This is a genomic window from Inquilinus limosus, from assembly GCF_002195995.1.
GTDB classification, from domain to species: Bacteria; Pseudomonadota; Alphaproteobacteria; order DSM-16000; family Inquilinaceae; genus Inquilinus; species Inquilinus limosus_C.
Map to the genome: position 1 here is coordinate 32,542 of NZ_NHON01000027.1, position 16,043 is coordinate 48,584.

The 16,043-nt window shown below is 68.4% G+C and carries 13 protein-coding genes; 6 read left to right on the plus strand and 7 right to left on the minus strand.

Annotation, left to right across the window (positions count from 1 at the left end; translation table 11 throughout):
• The first annotated feature begins 108 nt into the window (after positions 1–108).
• A complete protein-coding gene (locus tag BWR60_RS15720; RefSeq protein WP_144445632.1) occupies positions 109–846 on the plus strand; it encodes a hypothetical protein in 738 nt (245 codons plus the stop codon).
• Positions 847–1,024: 178 nt separating this feature from the next.
• On the opposite strand, the gene BWR60_RS15725 is transcribed toward BWR60_RS15720, so the two are convergent.
• Positions 1,025–1,510 carry a cupin domain-containing protein gene (locus BWR60_RS15725; RefSeq protein WP_088151967.1) on the minus strand — a complete coding sequence of 162 codons (486 nt, stop codon included), beginning with the start codon at positions 1,508–1,510 and terminating at the stop codon, positions 1,025–1,027.
• Positions 1,511–1,686: 176 nt separating this feature from the next.
• Between BWR60_RS15725 and BWR60_RS15730 the strand changes: the two genes are divergently transcribed.
• Both BWR60_RS15730 and BWR60_RS15735 read left to right on the plus strand, forming a co-directional pair.
• Entirely contained in the window at positions 1,687–3,966 is a 2,280-nt protein-coding gene (locus tag BWR60_RS15730) for a phosphocholine-specific phospholipase C (protein WP_218823518.1), read from the plus strand.
• A gap of 575 nt (positions 3,967–4,541) precedes the next feature.
• The gene (locus tag BWR60_RS15735; protein WP_088151969.1) at positions 4,542–5,849 is read left to right on the plus strand and encodes a calcium-binding protein; all 1,308 of its coding nucleotides are present in this window, start codon (positions 4,542–4,544) and stop codon (positions 5,847–5,849) included.
• 97 nt (positions 5,850–5,946) lie between these two features.
• On the opposite strand, the gene hisE is transcribed toward BWR60_RS15735, so the two are convergent.
• Positions 5,947–6,288: a phosphoribosyl-ATP diphosphatase gene (gene hisE / locus BWR60_RS15740; protein WP_088151970.1), complete on the minus strand. Its 342-nt coding sequence runs from the start codon at positions 6,286–6,288 to the stop codon at positions 5,947–5,949.
• Positions 6,289–6,611: 323 nt separating this feature from the next.
• Between hisE and BWR60_RS15745 the strand changes: the two genes are divergently transcribed.
• Positions 6,612–7,631 carry a LacI family DNA-binding transcriptional regulator gene (locus tag BWR60_RS15745; protein WP_088151971.1) on the plus strand — a complete coding sequence of 340 codons (1,020 nt, stop codon included), beginning with the start codon at positions 6,612–6,614 and terminating at the stop codon, positions 7,629–7,631.
• A gap of 7 nt (positions 7,632–7,638) precedes the next feature.
• Here the strand turns inward: BWR60_RS15745 and BWR60_RS38685 are convergent, their stop codons facing one another.
• Positions 7,639–9,909 carry a calcium-binding protein gene (locus tag BWR60_RS38685; protein ID WP_088151972.1) on the minus strand — a complete coding sequence of 757 codons (2,271 nt, stop codon included), beginning with the start codon at positions 9,907–9,909 and terminating at the stop codon, positions 7,639–7,641.
• Between the two features lie 336 nt (positions 9,910–10,245).
• Between BWR60_RS38685 and BWR60_RS15755 the strand changes: the two genes are divergently transcribed.
• A complete protein-coding gene (locus BWR60_RS15755; RefSeq protein WP_034844747.1) occupies positions 10,246–10,497 on the plus strand; it encodes an Lrp/AsnC ligand binding domain-containing protein in 252 nt (83 codons plus the stop codon).
• Between the two features lie 17 nt (positions 10,498–10,514).
• Positions 10,515–12,125 carry a M20/M25/M40 family metallo-hydrolase gene (locus BWR60_RS15760; protein WP_088151973.1) on the plus strand — a complete coding sequence of 537 codons (1,611 nt, stop codon included), beginning with the start codon at positions 10,515–10,517 and terminating at the stop codon, positions 12,123–12,125.
• Between the two features lie 309 nt (positions 12,126–12,434).
• Here the strand turns inward: BWR60_RS15760 and BWR60_RS15765 are convergent, their stop codons facing one another.
• From BWR60_RS15765 to BWR60_RS15780, 4 genes are read right to left on the minus strand one after another with little or no spacing between them, the layout of a single operon-like run.
• Positions 12,435–12,806: a cytochrome C oxidase subunit IV family protein gene (locus BWR60_RS15765; RefSeq protein ID WP_088151974.1), complete on the minus strand. Its 372-nt coding sequence runs from the start codon at positions 12,804–12,806 to the stop codon at positions 12,435–12,437.
• A gap of 11 nt (positions 12,807–12,817) precedes the next feature.
• On the minus strand, positions 12,818–13,531 hold the full coding sequence (locus BWR60_RS15770; protein ID WP_088151975.1) for a heme-copper oxidase subunit III family protein: 714 nt from the start codon (positions 13,529–13,531) through the stop codon (positions 12,818–12,820).
• A gap of 13 nt (positions 13,532–13,544) precedes the next feature.
• On the minus strand, positions 13,545–14,261 hold the full coding sequence (locus BWR60_RS15775) for a cytochrome c oxidase subunit 3 (protein WP_088151976.1): 717 nt from the start codon (positions 14,259–14,261) through the stop codon (positions 13,545–13,547).
• Positions 14,262–14,272: 11 nt separating this feature from the next.
• Positions 14,273–16,036, minus strand: a complete 1,764-nt coding sequence (locus BWR60_RS15780) for a cytochrome c oxidase subunit I (protein ID WP_088151977.1) — start codon at positions 16,034–16,036, stop codon at positions 14,273–14,275.
• Positions 16,037–16,043 lie beyond the last annotated feature (7 nt).

Below are 16,043 nucleotides of genomic sequence, written 5' to 3' on the forward strand. Positions count from 1 at the left end.
CCGTCACGGTACCGTCATCGCACAGCCGGGCCGGAGGGTCGAGCCGCGAGAGCCCGGGATGACGCCCCCGCTGGCCCGGCCTAGGATGGCCATCTCATGGAGATTCGCATGCGCCCCATCGCCCTTCCGGCCATCCTGATCGCCGCCGCCCTGCTGCCCTCGCTCGCCGCGGCGGAGGAGACCTGCTACGTGGTCCCGACCCTCAGCGCGGCGGACAGCGTGCCGCAGCTGAAGGCCGTCGCCCCGGGCCAGAAGCGGGTGCATTTCCTCAAGGGGGCGGCCGGCGGACAGGGCTGCCCGAAGGACACCGCCGCCTGCCGGATGAAGGAGTATCTGGTGGCGAATGACCGCGTCGTCGTCACCGCCATCCAGGGCGCCTATGCCTGCGCCACCTTCACCGGCGGCGCCCCGAACTTCGCCACCACCACCGGCCTGCTGCCGCTGAGCGCGCTGGCCGACACGCCGCAGGCGGCCGAGGGCGACTGGACCGGCGCCTGGCGCAGCGGCGACGAGCAGGAGATCGACATCAAGAAGGCGGCCGGCGGCGCCATCGCGATCGAGGGCAACGCCACCTATGGCGGCGACGATCCACAGCGGGTGGCGAGTGGCGCGATCAATGCCGGCCAGATCGGCGCCACGCTGACGCCGGAAGGCGACAGGGCCGCCTTCTCGGCCAGCGATGACGGCAAGGGCGCGGCCTATGACGCCAATCCGGGCGACGACACCGTGTGCCGCGTCCGGCTGTGGCGGGTCGGACCCTATCTGCTGGCGGCCGACAACCTGATGTGCGGCGGCATGAATGTCAGCTTCACCGGCGTCTACAGCCGGGGCAAGCCGGGGCAGTGACACGGTGTCCTGTTGAGGGACTTTCGGGGTGCGGAAGAGCGGAAAGGCTTAATTTCTATTGTCATCGCCGGGCTTGACCCGGCGATCCAGGGGCCACCCGGAGCGGCATCGACATTCTCTGGATGCCCGGGTCAAGCCCGGGCATGACAGTAGAAAATGGCTGCCGCCTTGGGCCGATTCACGGATGCTTGTGGATCGGGTCGACCCAGTAGACGGCCTCCGGCTTCTCCACCGGCTCGATGTCGAGATTGACCACCACCGCCTCGTTGTCGCTGCGCACCAGCACGCATTCCAGCGGCTCGTCGGTCGAGGCGTTGATCTCCTGGTGCGGCACATAGGGCGGCACGAAGATGAAGTCGCCCGCCTCGGCCTCGGCGACGTATTCCAGCTTCTCGCCCCAGCGCATCCGGGCCTTGCCGCGGACGACGTAGATCACGCTCTCCAGCGGGCCGTGGTGATGCGCGCCGGTCTTCGCGTCCGGGTGGATGGTGACCGTGCCGGCCCAGATCTTCTGCGCCCCGACCCGGGCGGCGTTGATCGCCGCGCGGCGGTCCATGCCCGGCGTCTGCGCCGTGTTGGGGTCGAGATCGCTGCCGCGGATCACGCGCACCCCGTTCAGGCGCCAGTCGGGAGTCTCGTGATGGTGATCGTGAGGATCGGTCATGGTTCGGTCTGTCCGGCGGGTCCGCGGCGTTCGGCGCCAGACTGCGCCGCGACCGGGGCTGGCGCAACCCGGGATCGCCCCTCCCGGCATTTAGTCCGGCCGCCGTCACCGGTCCGTCACGCTGCGCTGCTATTAGGAGCGGCGTCCGATTCTTCCGTTGCCATGAGACACCGATCGTGACCTCCGACAGCCGCCGCCAATTCCTGAAGACCGGCCTCGCCACCGCCGCCGCGATGGCCGTGCCGGCCAGCATCCGCCAGGCCATGGCGATTCCCGCCCACAACGCCACCGGCACCCTGCGCGATGTCGAGCACATCGTCGTGCTGATGCAGGAGAACCGGTCCTTCGACCATTATTTCGGCACGCTGAACGGCGTCCGCGGCTTCGGCGACCCGCGCCCCGCGCCGCTGCCGAGCGGCCGGCCGGTCTGGTACCAGAGCGTCGGCCGCAACGGCGCCAGCCGCACCGGCTACCAGAATGTCGGCTGGGACCATTGGCATGAGCGGGCGAAGTGGTACGAGGCCGACCCCGCGGCCCAGGCCAGGCTGGACTACGTCCTGCCGTTCCGCCTCGACACCGGCAGCACCAGCGCCCAGCACCTGGGCGGCACCGACCACAGCTGGAAGCTGGACCAGTCGCTGTGGAAGACCTGGGACACCTGGGTGCCGCTGAAGAGCCGGATGTCGATGGGCTATTACGACACCGCGTCCGACCTGCCCTTCTACCAGCACCTGGCGAACGCGTTCACCGTCTGCGACGCCAACCACTGCTCGATCTTCGCCAACACCGAGCCGAACCGGCAGTACTTCACCGGCGGCGCCAGCGTCTACACCCTGACCGGCCGCGACCCGACGAACCCGAAGCGCCGCCTGCACGGCCAGGAGCTGGACAACAACTGGACCGGCGACATGGACCTGGACGAGCCCTGGGAAGGGCTGGCCTGGGAGGCCTATGCCGAGACGCTGGAGAAGCACGGCATCGACTGGCGGGTGTACCAGGCCTATTCCAACTACGGCTGCAACTCGCTGGCCTATCACCGCGACTTCCGCAAGATCAGCAAGAGCTCGGACCTGTACAAGCGCGGCCGCGCCTATGTCGGGCCGAAGCTGGCCTCGAACGAGGATCCCTACGACGCCGTGCTGGCGCGGGCGATCGCCGAGGACGTGAAGGCCGACCGGCTGCCGCAGGTGTCCTGGGTGATCTGCCCCGATGCCTATTGCGAGCATCCCAGCGCCTCGCCGGCCGCCGGCCAGGCCTTCGTCGACAAGATCCTGGAGGCGCTGACCAGCAACCCCAAGGTCTGGGCCAAGACCGCCCTGATCGTGAACTACGACGAGAATGACGGTTTCTTCGACCATGTGCCGGCGCCGGTGCCGCCGGTGAACACTCGCTTCTACGGCTATCAGGGCCGCAGCACGGTGCCGGTCGGGGACGAGAACTACAACGGCGTGCCGATCGGCCTCGGCCCCCGCGTGCCGATGATGGTGATCTCGCCCTGGAGCAAGGGCGGCTGGGTCTGCTCCGAGCTGTTCGACCACACCTCGGTGCTGCAGCTGATCGAGCGGCGCTTCGGCGTGCCCTGCCGCTTCATCTCGCCCTGGCGCCGTTCGGTCTGCGGCGACCTGACCTCCGCCTTCGACTTCCGCACCCCCGACGCGGCGCTGCCGCCGCTGCCGGACACCAGCCATTACAAGGCCGGGGCCGATGCCGCGGCCGGGCGGCCCAAGCCGGTGCCGCCGGCCACGCCGTCGCGGCCGGTGCAGCAGCGCGGCCAGCGCCGGGCCCGGCCCCTGCCCTACCGCCTCAGCGCCCATGGCCGGGTCGACCCGGGCGGGCAGCGCTTCTGGATCGACTTCGCCAATGCCGGGTCGGCCGGCGCCTGCTTCATCGTCTATGGCAGCGGCGGCGCGACCTTCAACGAGACGGGCAAGCCCTACGAGCCCGACGACACGGTGTTCCCGGACCGGCCGATGACGGCCACCGCCGACCGGCGCGGGCCGTGGCAGTACACGGTCGGGGCCGGCGACACGCTGTCCGACAGCTGGACGCCGGACCGCGCCGGCAGCTACGACCTGTCGGTCTACGGGCCGAACGGCATGCTGAACCGGTTCAAGGGCCGGCTGACCCCGATCCTGTCGGGCACCGCCCGGCCCGAGGTGCGGCTGATCCAGGAAGGCCTGTCCGGCGACGTCACACTGCTGCTGAGCAATCTCGGCTTCCGGCCCTGCACCCTGACGGTCGGCAACGGCTACAGCGCCGAGCCGCCGCGGCAGCACACGCTGTGGCCGGGCGCCCTGGTGCGCGACCGCTGGTCGCTGCGCGCCAGCTCCGGCTGGTTCGACCTCAGCGTCACGGCGGGGGACGGCTTCCTGCGCCGCTTCGCCGGCCATGTCGAGACTGGGCGCCCCAGCCTGACCGACCCGAAGATCGGCGGGCCGGCGGTCGAGACGATCTAAGGGGTACGGGACCGCGGCGGCGCCTCGCGCCGCGGTCCCCATCCCGACACGACGGAGACGCACCGCCGAGAATCGGCGACCGGCGCTCCCCTGCGTCCCGGCCATCCGCGGCGCTCATCCCCATGGCCCATCCTCCCGGACCGTGCGGGATGGAATCCCGAACCCGATTGCACGCAGCGCCGCAAGCTCTCCGGCGATGGTTGCCGAATCGCCATCCGGCGTTCGCCCCAAGACCGACCGGTTTCCCGCGACCCATCGATTCGCCCGCCCGTCGCCCCGCATGGCTGTCTGGAACCTTCGGCGCCAACGAACCGAGCTCCGGTCCGGGGCTCCGGAGCCGGCTGAGGTACGCTCCGCCACCAGAAGGTCGGAAATCACCCTTTGTGGCACATAAAATTTCTATTGCTGGATACATTAAAACAGATAGTAGAAATTATTCATTGACTCACAGATTTATTATTAAGATCACGAATAAAATAAAATCGAATTTTAACTCGCATACACTTAATTGTTGAAAAACTCCGGCCATGCAGTTCAAATTTGTATAAATTTCAAGTTTATTATGGAGAGCGAAGATGGCGGATTTCACCGGAACTGCAGGCGACGATGCCCTCCCGACAGGCCTTCTGGGACCGGTCGAGGCGCTCGGCAACGACACGTTCGAAGGGTTGGGCGGCGACGACACGCTGATCGGCTACACCGGCAATGACGTCCTCAATGGCGGGGCCGGCGCCGATATCCTGATCGGCGGCGTTCTTTCACTCACCGGCGGGATCGGCAGCATCGCCCTCTCCGGCGATGACACCGCGGATTATTCGACCGCAACCTCAGCCGTCTTCGTCAATCTGGGCAGCACCAGCAACCTGACCCTCAGCATCCTGGGGGTGAATATCGGGCTGACCGGCGTCACCATCGGCCGCGGCGGGGAGGCCGAGGGCGACCAGCTGATCGGCATCACCAACCTCTCGGGGTCCAGCTTCGACGACTATCTGGGCGGCAACTCCGACAACAACACCCTGACCGGCGGCGCCGGCAACGACAACCTCGCCGGCAATGGCGGCGCCGATGTGCTGGACGGCGGCGCCGGCACGCAGGACATGGCGGACTATATTTTCTCCAGCGCCGGGGTGACGGTGAACCTGGCGACCCATGCCGCCAGCGGCGGTGATGCCGCGGGCGACACCCTGTCCAATATCGAATGGCTGCGCGGCAGCGAGTTCGACGACGGCCTGACCGGTGACGGCAGCGCCAACCGCCTGTCCGGCCTGGGTGGGGCCGATCTGCTCGACGGCGGCGACGGAAACGATCAGCTGATCGGCGGCGGCGGGGCCGATGCCCTGTTCGGCGGCGCCGGCTTCGACACCGCCCTCTACGACAACGCGCTCGCCGGCGTGACCGTGAACCTCGGCAACGACATGCTGAACACGGGGGACGCTGCCGGCGACATCTTCACCAGCATCGAGAATCTCGTCGGCAGCGCCTTTGACGACAACCTGACCGGCGATGCGGGCTCCAACTACATCCAGGGTTGGCATGGCGACGACGTGCTGAACGGTGGAGGCGGCGCCGACATCCTGAACGGCGGGCTCGGCGCGGACACCTTCGTCTTCGCTTCCGTCGCGGATTCCACCGCCAAGGTGCCGGACCGGATCAACGACTTCTCGCAGAGCCAGGGCGACAAGATCGACCTGTCGGGCATCACGCATGGCAGCGGCACCTTCATCGGCACGGGTGACTTCACCCATCATGCCGGCGAGGTTCGCATCCTGGTGAGCGTGACCCAGACCGCCGTTTACGTCGACGCCAATGGCGACGGCACGGCCGACGCGCAGATCCGCCTCCTCGGCGCGATCCACCTGACCGCGAGCGACTTCACGCTCTAATTGATGGTCCTCGTCTCAGAAGGGCTGCCCGGTCTCCGGGCAGCCCTTTTGTGTTGCTGGCGAAAGGGGCGGCGGGAACCCCGAGGCCCGATCCGGCTCACTTGTCCTTCGGCAGCTTCTCGGCGAGGCCGTACAGCTTCTGGCGGCGGTCCATCTCCTCCCACACCTCGCAGGGGCGGATCTCGAGCTCGGTCAGCAGCACGGTCAGGTTGAACATCAGGTCGGCGGCCTCCTCGATCACGGCCTGCCGCTCGCCCTGGACGGCGTCGATCGCCACCTCGGCCGCTTCCTCGACCAGCTTCTGCGCCATCTTCGGCACGCCGCTGTCGAGCAGCTTGGCCGTGCGCGGGCTGAACTGCATGCGCGACCGGCGCTCCCGCAGCTCTTCCGCCAGGGCCTGAAGCCGGTCCCCGCCAAGCGTGGTCTGATGATGCCCCATCGTATCGATCCCTTCCGCTTCCCTCCGGGAACCGCCTCCAACGGCCCTTGCGGGATCCTGCGCCGCAATCGCGGCAGCAGGATGTTCCTTCCGTCACACCGTGGTCCCGGGCTGTTCAGGACGCGACCAGGTTGCCACCGTCCGCGCCCCGTGCCGGACTATTTGCACGGCTGTGCAAGCTCGACACGAAACGGCTGGACTGTCAACCACGTCTAGGCCCCAGGTAGCATTGCCGGCCCAGCCCTAGTGCTTGTCATCTGCACGGCCGTGCATAAAATCAGCCTTCTGTCGCGCCCGGACGGGCGCCCCATCCAGGATCCTTCGTGACGCGTCGCCGCAGCTTCGCCAGCGCCCAGCAGGTGGCCGACCGGGCCGGTGTCTCCCGCTCCGCCGTCTCGCGCACCTTCACCCCCGGCGCCAGCGTCTCGCCCGAGACCCGGCAGCGGGTGCTGGAGGCGGCGCAGGCGCTGGGCTATCACGTCAACCACCTGGCCCGGGGGCTGACCCGGCGCTCCAGCAACATCGTCTGCATCGTCGCCTCGGACCTGGAGACGCCGCTGCGGTCGCGGATGGTCGGCGAGCTGACCGAGCGTCTGCAGCACAGCGGCCGCGTCGCCATGCTGATCGGCACCAGCGGCCGCGGCGACGCCGACGCCCAGGCGGCGCTGCGGCAGATCCTGAACTATCGCGCCGACGCCACCATCGTGCTGTCCGGCACCCCGTCGGAGGAGATCACCCGGCTGTGCATCGCCGCCGGGCAGCGGGTGGTGCTGATCAACCGCGACGACCGGATCGAGGGCCCGGACAACATCGCCATCGACGGCGCCCTGCCCGGCCAGGTGGCGGTGGCCGCGTTCCGCCACGCCAGCTGCCGGCGGCCATGCCTGGTGACCTCGGCCCAGGGTACGCCGGCCCTGCTGGCGCGCGAGGCCGGCTTCCTGGCCGCCGCCCGGGCGGAGGGGATCGAGCCGGCGGTCTGGCGCGGCGGCCGCACCGTCTATGCCTCCGGCCGGGCCGCGGCGCATGACCTGCTGCTGCGGCCGGACCGGCCGGACGCTGCCTTCTGCATCAACGACCTGGTCGCCTTCGGCTTCCTCGACGCCGCGCGCCACGACCTGGGGCTGCGCGTGCCCGAGGACCTCTGCGTCATCGGCTTCGACAACACCGAGCAGGCCGGCTGGTCGGCCTATGACCTGACCACCTTCGACCAGTCGGTCGAGGCCACGGGCGACGCGGTGATGGCCGCGCTGGACGCGGCGGAGGGCGCCGCGCCACTGCGGCTGACCATCCCCGCGCCGCTGGTCTGGCGCCGCACCGTGCGCGGCCCGACGCCGGGCGGCTGAACGGGCCTCAGAGCACGAAATCGGCGGCGACGAGCGCGATGGTGCCGGTCAGCTGGATGTGGAAGTCCGAGACCTTATCGCCGTCGACATCCCCGGCGATGGTGGTGACCCCACCGCTTGTCGCATAACGCAGCTGACCGGCGCTCCCGGTGAACAGCGCGGTGCCGATGAAGCTGAAGCCCTGGTCGCCGGCCACTCCGGTGTTGGCGTCAATGGCGGAGAGGTCGATCCTGTCGCCCTGGGCGTGGCTGAAATCGGTGATCCGATCCGCCCCCGCCCCGACAGGGCTCTGCAGTATCGAGCCGTAGACGAAACGGTCGGCGCCGGCCCCGCCGGTGAGCGTGTCCTTGCCGCCGCCTCCAGTGAGGACATCGTTGCCGTTCCAGCCTTGCAGGACATTGGCCCCGCTGTTCCCGACCAGGCTGTCATTTCCTTGACTGCCGGACACATTCTCGATGGAGACCAGCGTGTCGCCCTGGGCATCGCCGCCGCTGCCGGCGCCGCTCACCAGGTTGACGGCAACCCCAGTCGAGCTGGTGTAGTAGCTCACGGTATCAACGCCGGCGCCGCCGTCGAGACTGTCGGCTCCGGCGCCACCGCGCAGCACGTCGTCGCCGCTCCAGCCCTGCAGCACATTGGCGCCGGCATTGCCGGAAAGCACGTCACTGCCCTGGCTGCCGCTGATGTTCTCGATGCTGATGAGCCGGTCGCCCGCGGCATCGCCGCCGCTGCCGGTGCCGGCGGCGAGATCGACCGTGACCCCGATCGAGCTGACGTAGTAGCTGGCGGTATCGGCCCCGGCGCCGCCATCGAGCGTGTCGGCTCCGGCGCCGCCCCGAAGCACATCGCTGCCGCTCCAGCCCTGCAGCACGTTGGCGCCGGCATTGCCGGCGAGGACATCGTTGCCCTGGCTGCCGCTGACATTCTCGATGTTGCTCAGGGTGTCGCCGGCCGCATCGCCACCGCTGCCGGTCCCAGCTGCAAGATCGACCGTGACCCCCACCGAGCCGGTGTAGTAGCTGGCGGAGTCGATGCCGGCACCGCCATCCAACGCATCCGCCCCGCCGCCGCCGCGAAGCACGTCGTTGCCGCCGGCACCGTTCATGACGTCGCGCAGGGAATCGCCGTCCAGGGTCTCGTTCGCCGATGTTCCGACCGTCGTCCGGACCAACGCGTCCACCCAGCTGCGGACCGCGGTGCCGCTGGAGTCGCCGAATGTGCTCTCGCTGACGACGGCCAGGAGGCCATCGGCCATGCCGGCGATCTCACCTTCAACGATGAAGGTGCTGGCGTCGTGATTGGTGCCAAGGGCGGTGCCGTTCGAATCATAGGCCTGATAGTAGAAGTGATCCGCGTCACTCCACCCGACCACGAAGTAGCCGTTGGACAGGACGGTGATCGCCGCGTGACTTTGGTCGCCCGCGGTGCCGGAATTGACCCGGATCAGGCCGCTGCGCGCCGTCCCGTCCGCGTTGTAGACCCGCGTCGTGATCTCGGTGCCGTCGATCCCCCAGCCATTGTCGGTATAGGCGACGACGAAGCCGCCATCCTGCAGGGCGGCGACCTGGATGTCCTGGTTGATCGTGCCCGTGCTGTCGATCGAATGATGGCCGCCCACCGCGGCGCCCGCGGAATCATAGAGCTGGAACCACACCGAGTGGTCGCCGCCGGCGGCGGCCGATTGCTCCCAGGCCACGACCATGCCGCCGGAGGCGAGCCCGGCGACCGATGCGTGATCGGTGGCCAGCGTGGCCGAGGTGTCGACCTGGATCCCCCCGCCATTCAGGGTTCCGTCCGCAGTGTAACGCTGGATCTGGACGTCGGTGTTGCCGCCGCCCCAGTCGCGGGTGAAGGCGACCGCGAAGCCGCCGGAGCCGAGTGCGGTCACGTCGGATTCGCGCTGGGGCTGGTCGGTGACCGGCAACGCGAAGTCCCGGTACACGATGCCGTCGCCGATGATGCGGAACCGGACCGCGTCGGCGCCGGTGCTCTGGTCGGTGAAGCTGACGACCGTGTTGCCGTTGCTCAATGTGGCGGCGCTGGAATCATACTGGTCGCCTGCCGTCGTCTTGTTGACCAGGATCGAACCGCCGGTCGGCGTGCCGTCGGCGCCGACATAACGGCCCTCGACATAGTCGGCCCCGTAGCTCCAGGTTCCCATATAGCCGAGCCCGCCGGCAGTGGCGGTGATGGCGACATCCTGCTGATTGCCGCCTTCGAAATCATTTAGGGTGAAGGTGGAAACAACATTGTCCCAGGAATAACTGACAGTCGCCACGACAGCGCTCCCCTTATACCGGCTGGCCAATTTCGAAGAAAGCCATAACCTATTATGCAAAACTCGAACAATCGGAATCGCATCTTGCGCGGGCTTTTCTGACCCAATAGAGGCAAATTGTTATCATCCTAATCGGGCATCCATCAATTTTCTGGGAAAGCCATGTAAAACCAGTCCAGTCCTACATGAGCACGAGATGCACGATATTTACCGAAACTATGTCACGATTGCATTGCAAGGACAATCGCTTCCCCAGGCCCGACAACCATCCCCCGCATGACCTGCCGCGCCCGCCGGGCTAGGATCGGCGCGAACCCGAGTCACGGAGGCCGTCGGATGCGTCCGATCTTCATCATGGTGAAATGCGAGCTGGGCCGCGCCTACGACACGGCCGAGCATGCGGTGGACGAGATCGAGGAGGTGTCGGAGATCTACTCGATCTCCGGCCAGTTCGACCTGATGATCAAATGCTACCTGCCGGAGGACATGGATGTCGGCCGCTTCGTCAACAGCCGCATCCACGCCCTGCCGCATATCAGGGACACGATGACCCTGATCACCTTCAACGCCTTCGCCGGCAAGAGCTGAGACGGGCCGCCCCGACCATGACCGACCTCGCCGCCCGCGCCGAGCACTGGGCGATCGTCCTCACCCGCATCCCCAGCGTCACCGGCACGCCGGACGAGGTGGCCTATGCCGACACGCTGTGCGGCCTGCTGCGCGCCAGCCCGGCCTTCCGCGACCGGCCGGACGATGTCTGGACCATCCCGGCGGGCGATCGGCTGGGCCGCGCCAGCGTCGCCGCCCTGCTGCGCGGCCGCGGCCGCCGCACCGTGGTGCTGACCGGCCATTTCGACACGGTGACCACAGCCGATTACGGCGACCTGCAGCCGCTGGCGACCGATCCGGAGCCGCTGAAGGAGGCGCTGCTGGCCCGGCTGCGGCGCGACGCCCGCAGCGAGGCGGAGCAGCTGGCCCTGGCCGACCTGTCGGGGCCGGACTTCCTGCCCGGGCGCGGCCTGCTCGACATGAAGGGCGGCCTCGCCGCCGGCCTGGCGGTGCTGGAGGCGACGGCCGCGGAGCCGGAGCGCGAGGGCAACCTGCTGTTCCTCGCCGTGCCGGATGAGGAGGTGAACTCCGCCGGCGCCCGCAGCGCCGGCCGCGCCCTGCCCGGCTTGGCCGAGCGGCTGGGCCTGACCCTCGACGCCGCGATCAACCTCGACTGCCTGGGCGACACCGGCGATGGCCGCTTCGGCCGGTCGGTGGCGCTGGGCAGCGTCGGCAAGCTGCTGCCGAGCGCCCTGGTGGTCGGCCGCGCCACCCATGTCGCCGATACCATCCGCGGGGTCGGCGCCGCTGCCCTGGCCGGCGCCATCGCCGCCGCGCTGGAATGGGCGCCGGAGCTGACCGAGAGCCTGGGCAACGCCTCCGGCACCCCGGCGACGCTGCTGGGCATGAAGGACGGCAAGGCCGGCTACGACGTCACCACCCCCGGCACCGTCTGGATGTTCTGGAACACCGCGCGCTACCGGCGCGGGCCGGAGGATGTGATGGGCCCGGTGGCGCGCCTGCTCGAGGACGCGGTGGCCGGCGTCGCGGCGCAGCTGCGGCAGCGCGGCGGGGCCGATGTGCCGGACGTGCCGGTGCTGCGCTTCGCCGAACTGCGGCGCGAGGTGCTGGCGCGCTCGCCCGAAGCCGAGGCAGCCCTGGCCGCGGTGGCGGCCGAGGCAGCAGAGGCCGGCCTCGACCTGCCCGAGCAGTGCCGGCGGATCACCGAGGCGCTGTGGCGCCTGAGCGGCCGCAGCGGCCCGGCGGTGGTGCTGGGCCTGGCCTCGATGCCCTACCTGCCGGTGTCGCTCGGCGCGGACGAGGCGGGCCAGCGGCTGGAGCGGGCGACGCGCGCGGCCGCGGCCAAGGTGGCGGCGCGCCACGGCACCACGATCGGGATCGAGCCCTGGTTCCCCGGCATCTCCGACATGAGCTTCCTCGGCACCGGCGACGAGGGCTCGGTCGCCGCCATCGCCGCCGACACCCCGGCCTGGGGCGCCGGCCTGCCCTGGCCCGACGGCCCGGCCCTGGCGCAGATCCCGATCGTCAATGCCGGTCCCTGGGGCCGCGACTATCACACGCCGCTGGAGCGCATCTATCGGCCGTATGCCTTCGAGGTGCTGCCGGAGCTGATCCGCGAGATCGCCGACGGGGTGATCAGGGGGTGATTTGAACCCTATCGGCTTCAATCATCTGTCGGGTGCTGTCCGATTGCCTCTCCCGCTTGCGGGAGAGGTCGGGCTCGCGTAGCGAGACCGGGTGAGGGCGGCTCGGCCGCAACGCCGGGATCACCCCTGCAGGACCGGGCGGGCCATGCGCTTGCCCGTGGCAAAGCTGTGCTTACGGCGAGGCCGCTATCCCCTCACCCGGAGCCGCTTCGCGTCTCCGACCTCTCCCGCAAGCGGGAGAGGCAATTTTCTCGCAAAGCCACGACCGGTCTCACCGATCGAAGGAGTGTGTTTGGTGCAGCCCCCGCCCTACTGCCCGCCCAGGAACAGCACCCGGGTCAGCAGGGTGTAGTCGGACTCCGCCACCATGATGGCGACGAAGACCAGCAGCGCCGCGGGCGGCAGGATGATGGCGTAGACCAGGGCCAGCCGCTCCCACTTCATATGCATGAACACGGCGACGATCAGCCCCGCCTTCAGCATCATGAACAGCAGAATCAGCCCCCAGCGCAGCAGCCCCTGCAGGGCGAAGTAGTCGACCAGGTAGGAGCAGGCGCTGAGCACGAACAGCCAGCCCCAGACCACCAGGTACAGCCTGATCGGGTGCTGCTGCCCCTGGGCATGGACGACGGGCTGCGACGACCCGTGCCCTTCGTCGATATGTGCGGTGGCGTGTGCCATGGCCCCGTCCCTCACCACAGATAGAACAGCGCGAAGATGAACACCCAGACCAGATCGACGAAATGCCAGTACAGGCCGGTGATCTCGACGATCTCGTAGTTGCCCCGACGGCTGGTGAAGAAGCCGCGCCGACCGGTCTCGAAATCGCCGCGCAGCACCTTGCGGGCCATGATGATCAGGAAGATCACCCCGATCGTGACGTGGGTGCCGTGGAAGCCGGTGATCATGAAGAAGGCCGACCCGAATTGCGGCGCCCCCCAGGGGTTGCCCCAGGGCCGCACACCCTCATGGATCAGCTTGGTCCATTCGAAGGCCTGCATGCCGACGAAGGTGGCGCCGAGGGCCGCGGTCACCAGCATCAGCACCGCCGTCTTCACCCGGTCGCGGCGATAGCCGCAATTCACCGCCATCGCCATGGTGCCGCTGCTGCTGATCAGCACGAAAGTCATGATCGCGATCAGGAGCAGCGGGACAGACTCCCCGCCGACGGTCAGGCCGAACACCTCGCTCGGGTTCGGCCAGGGCTGGGTCGTCGACATCCGCACCGTCATGTAGGACAGGAGGAAGCAGCCGAACACGAAGGTGTCGCTGAGCAGGAAGATCCACATCATCGCCTTGCCCCAGGACGCGCTCTTGAAGGCGCGCTGGTCGGACGACCAGTCTTCCGAGATGCCGCGCCAGCCCTCGGCGCGGGCGACGGATCCGGCGATATGGGTTTCGGCCATCGGCTTGCCTCCCCTAGCTCAGCATCCGGCTGCAGATCTCGGCGAAGCGGTCCGCCCAGCCGGTCAGCAGGGCGAGCAGGATCAGCCAGACCAGCAGCAGGAAATGCCAGTACAGCGCGCATAGCTGGACGCTCAGGCGCAGCCGCCCCGATTCGACATCGGACGGGTCGCCGCGCCAGGCCCGGGCGCCGGTGCGGCCCAGGGCCACCAGGCCGCCCAGCACATGCGCGCCATGCACCGCGGTGACCAGGTAGAAGAAGGAATTGGCCGGGTTGGTGGCCAGGAAATAGCCCAAGAGATGCAGCTGCTGCCAGGCCAGGAGCTGCCCGACGACGAACACCAGAGACGCGGCGCCGCCGGCCAGCAGGCCGGTGCGGGTGTCGGCCGGGTCGCCGCGCTGCGCCGCCGCCTGGGCGCATTGCAGTCCGACGCTGGCCGCGGCCAGGGCCGCGGTGTTGATCCACAGCAGCGTCGGCACCGGCAGCGCCCGCCAGTCCGGCATCGCCATGCGCATCGAATAGGCGCTGACCAGCAGGGCGAACAGCGCGCCGGCGACGGTCAGGAACACGCCCAGCCCGATCATCGCGGTCGGCCGCCGCGAGGCGCCGGTCGGCGGCACGTTGCCGACCGTGCTCTCCTGCAGCCACGGCTTCTCCATCAGCCCCTGCCGGGCCAGCCACCACAGGGCCAGCCCGCCGAGCACCAGCATGAAGACGGTGACGATGACCATCGCCGGCGCCCTCAGCCGTGGTGCACGGCGCCGGGCATGTTCTGCGGCAGGAAATCCTGCGCCGCGCCCGGCACGTTGTAGTCATAGGCCCAGCGATAGACCACCGGCAGCTCGCGCCCCCAATTGCCGTGTGGCGGCGGGGTGGTCGGCGTCTGCCATTCCAGCGTCGTCGCCCGCCACGGATTGCCGCCGGCGTCGCGGCCGTGCCGCAGGCTCCAGATCAGGTTGAACAGGAACAGCAGCTGGGCCGCGCCGACGGTCAGCGCCGCGGCGGTGATGAAGATGTTGAGGTCATGGGCCGAGGGCGGCACGAAGGCGGTCTCGCCGAGCTCGAAATAGCGCCGCGGCACGCCGATCAGCCCGAGATAATGCATCGGGAAGAAGATCGCGTAGGCGCCGACGAAGCTGACCCAGAAATGGATCTTGCCCATCGTGTCGCCGAGCATCCGGCCGGTGATCTTCGGGTACCAGTGGTAGATCGCGCCGAACACCACGAAGATCGGCGCCACCCCCATCACCATGTGGAAATGGGCGACCACGAACATGGTGTCGGACAGCGGCACGTCGACCACGACATTGCCCAGGAACAGCCCGGTCAGCCCGCCATTGACGAAGGTGACGATGAAGGCGATGGCGAACAGCATCGGCGGCGTCAGGTGGATGTCGCCGCGCCACAGCGTCAGCACCCAGTTGTAGACCTTGATCGCCGTCGGGATGGCGATGATCAGCGTCGTGGTGGCGAAGAAGAACCCGAAATACGGATTCATGCCGCTGACATACATGTGGTGCGCCCAGACGATGAAGCTCAGCGCGCCGATGCCGACGATCGCCCACACCATCATGCGATAGCCGAAGATGTTCTTGCGGGCGTGGGTGCTGATCAGGTCGGAGACGATGCCGAAGGCCGGCAGGGCGACGATGTAGACTTCCGGGTGGCCGAAGAACCAGAACAGGTGCTGGAACAGGATCGGGCTGCCGCTGGCGTATTTCAGCTGCTCGCCCATCTCGACCAAAGCCGGCATGAAGAAGCTGGTGCCCAGCAGGCGGTCGAGCAGCATCATCACGCAGGCGACGAACAGCGCCGGGAAGGCCAGCAGCGCCATGACCGTGGCGGTGAAGATGCCCCACACCGTCAGCGGCATCCGCATCAGCGTCATCCCCCGTGCCCGCGCCTGCAGCACGGTGACGACGTAGTTCAGCCCGCCCATGGTGAAGCCGATGATGAACAGGATCAGCGAGCCGAGCATCAGCAGGATGCCCCAGTCGCGCCCGCCGGGCGTGCCGGACAGGATCGCCTGCGGCGGATACAGCGTCCAGCCGGCCCCCGTCGGCCCGCCGGGGGCGAAGAATCCCGCCACCAGCACCAGCACCGCCAGCAGGTAGATCCAGTAGCTGAGCATGTTGACATAGGGGAACACCATGTCCCGCGCGCCCAGCATCAGCGGGATCAGGTAGTTGCCGAAGCCGCCCAGGAACAGCGCCGTCAGCAGGTAGATCACCATGATCATCCCGTGCATGGTGATGAACTGGTAGTAGCCGTTGGCGTCGATGAAGGAGAAATCGTCCGGGAAGGCCAGTTGCAGCCGCATCATCCAGGACAGGACCAGCGCCACGAAGCCGATCGCCAGCGCGGTGCCGGCATACTGCACGGCGATGACCTTGGCGTCCTGCGAGAACACCCAGGTCGTGAGCCAGCTTTTCGGATGGTACAGCTCGACATCGGGCACCTCGGCCGGCGGCACCGGGTCGAGGGGTTCGCGGATGACGTCGACCATGGGCCTG

Bases quoted from the DNA above. Each gene is read 5' to 3' on its own strand.
- BWR60_RS15725 (WP_088151967.1), bottom strand. From the start codon at position 1,510: ATGACCGATCCTCACGATCACCATCACGAGACTCCCGACTGGCGCCTG.
- BWR60_RS15720 (WP_144445632.1), top strand. From the start codon at position 109: ATGCGCCCCATCGCCCTTCCGGCCATCCTGATCGCCGCCGCCCTGCTG.
- BWR60_RS15780 (WP_088151977.1), bottom strand. From the start codon at position 16,036: ATGGTCGACGTCATCCGCGAACCCCTCGACCCGGTGCCGCCGGCCGAG.
- BWR60_RS15775 (WP_088151976.1), bottom strand. From the start codon at position 14,261: ATGGTCATCGTCACCGTCTTCATGCTGGTGCTCGGCGGGCTGGCCCTG.
- BWR60_RS15735 (WP_088151969.1), top strand. From the start codon at position 4,542: ATGGCGGATTTCACCGGAACTGCAGGCGACGATGCCCTCCCGACAGGC.
- BWR60_RS15765 (WP_088151974.1), bottom strand. From the start codon at position 12,806: ATGGCACACGCCACCGCACATATCGACGAAGGGCACGGGTCGTCGCAG.
- hisE (WP_088151970.1), bottom strand. From the start codon at position 6,288: ATGGGGCATCATCAGACCACGCTTGGCGGGGACCGGCTTCAGGCCCTG.
- BWR60_RS15760 (WP_088151973.1), top strand. From the start codon at position 10,515: ATGACCGACCTCGCCGCCCGCGCCGAGCACTGGGCGATCGTCCTCACC.
- BWR60_RS15770 (WP_088151975.1), bottom strand. From the start codon at position 13,531: ATGGCCGAAACCCATATCGCCGGATCCGTCGCCCGCGCCGAGGGCTGG.
- BWR60_RS15755 (WP_034844747.1), top strand. From the start codon at position 10,246: ATGCGTCCGATCTTCATCATGGTGAAATGCGAGCTGGGCCGCGCCTAC.